The 248-nt window shown below is 50.0% G+C and carries 1 protein-coding gene; it reads right to left on the minus strand.

Annotation, left to right across the window (positions count from 1 at the left end):
• A partial coding sequence (locus tag R0J87_RS23135; RefSeq protein WP_498889294.1) for a hypothetical protein occupies positions 1-248 on the minus strand: 248 nt, incomplete at both ends.

Consider the following 248-nt stretch of genomic DNA (forward strand, 5'->3'; position numbering starts at 1 on the left):
CATGAATACCTCTGCGCTGAAATCGCAGCAGATAAAGCGGTCTTGATAGCACAGGAAATGAACCGAAAGAATGGCATCTTCCAATTTTGGGCCGACTTGTTCCAGCAATTGTGCGGTCTCATTTTCAAAGCCCTCGATAAAGTCGACTTCGAGGCCACTGCGGATGTGCATGCCGGGGTATGTTGATTGTGCTTCTTCAAGCGCCTTGAAATAGGCGGGCAATGTTGCCATCTCCATGCCGCTGTCCT

It is taken from the genome of Halomonas sp. SIMBA_159 (assembly GCF_046536035.1).
GTDB classification, from domain to species: Bacteria; Pseudomonadota; Gammaproteobacteria; order Pseudomonadales; family Halomonadaceae; genus Vreelandella; species Vreelandella venusta_A.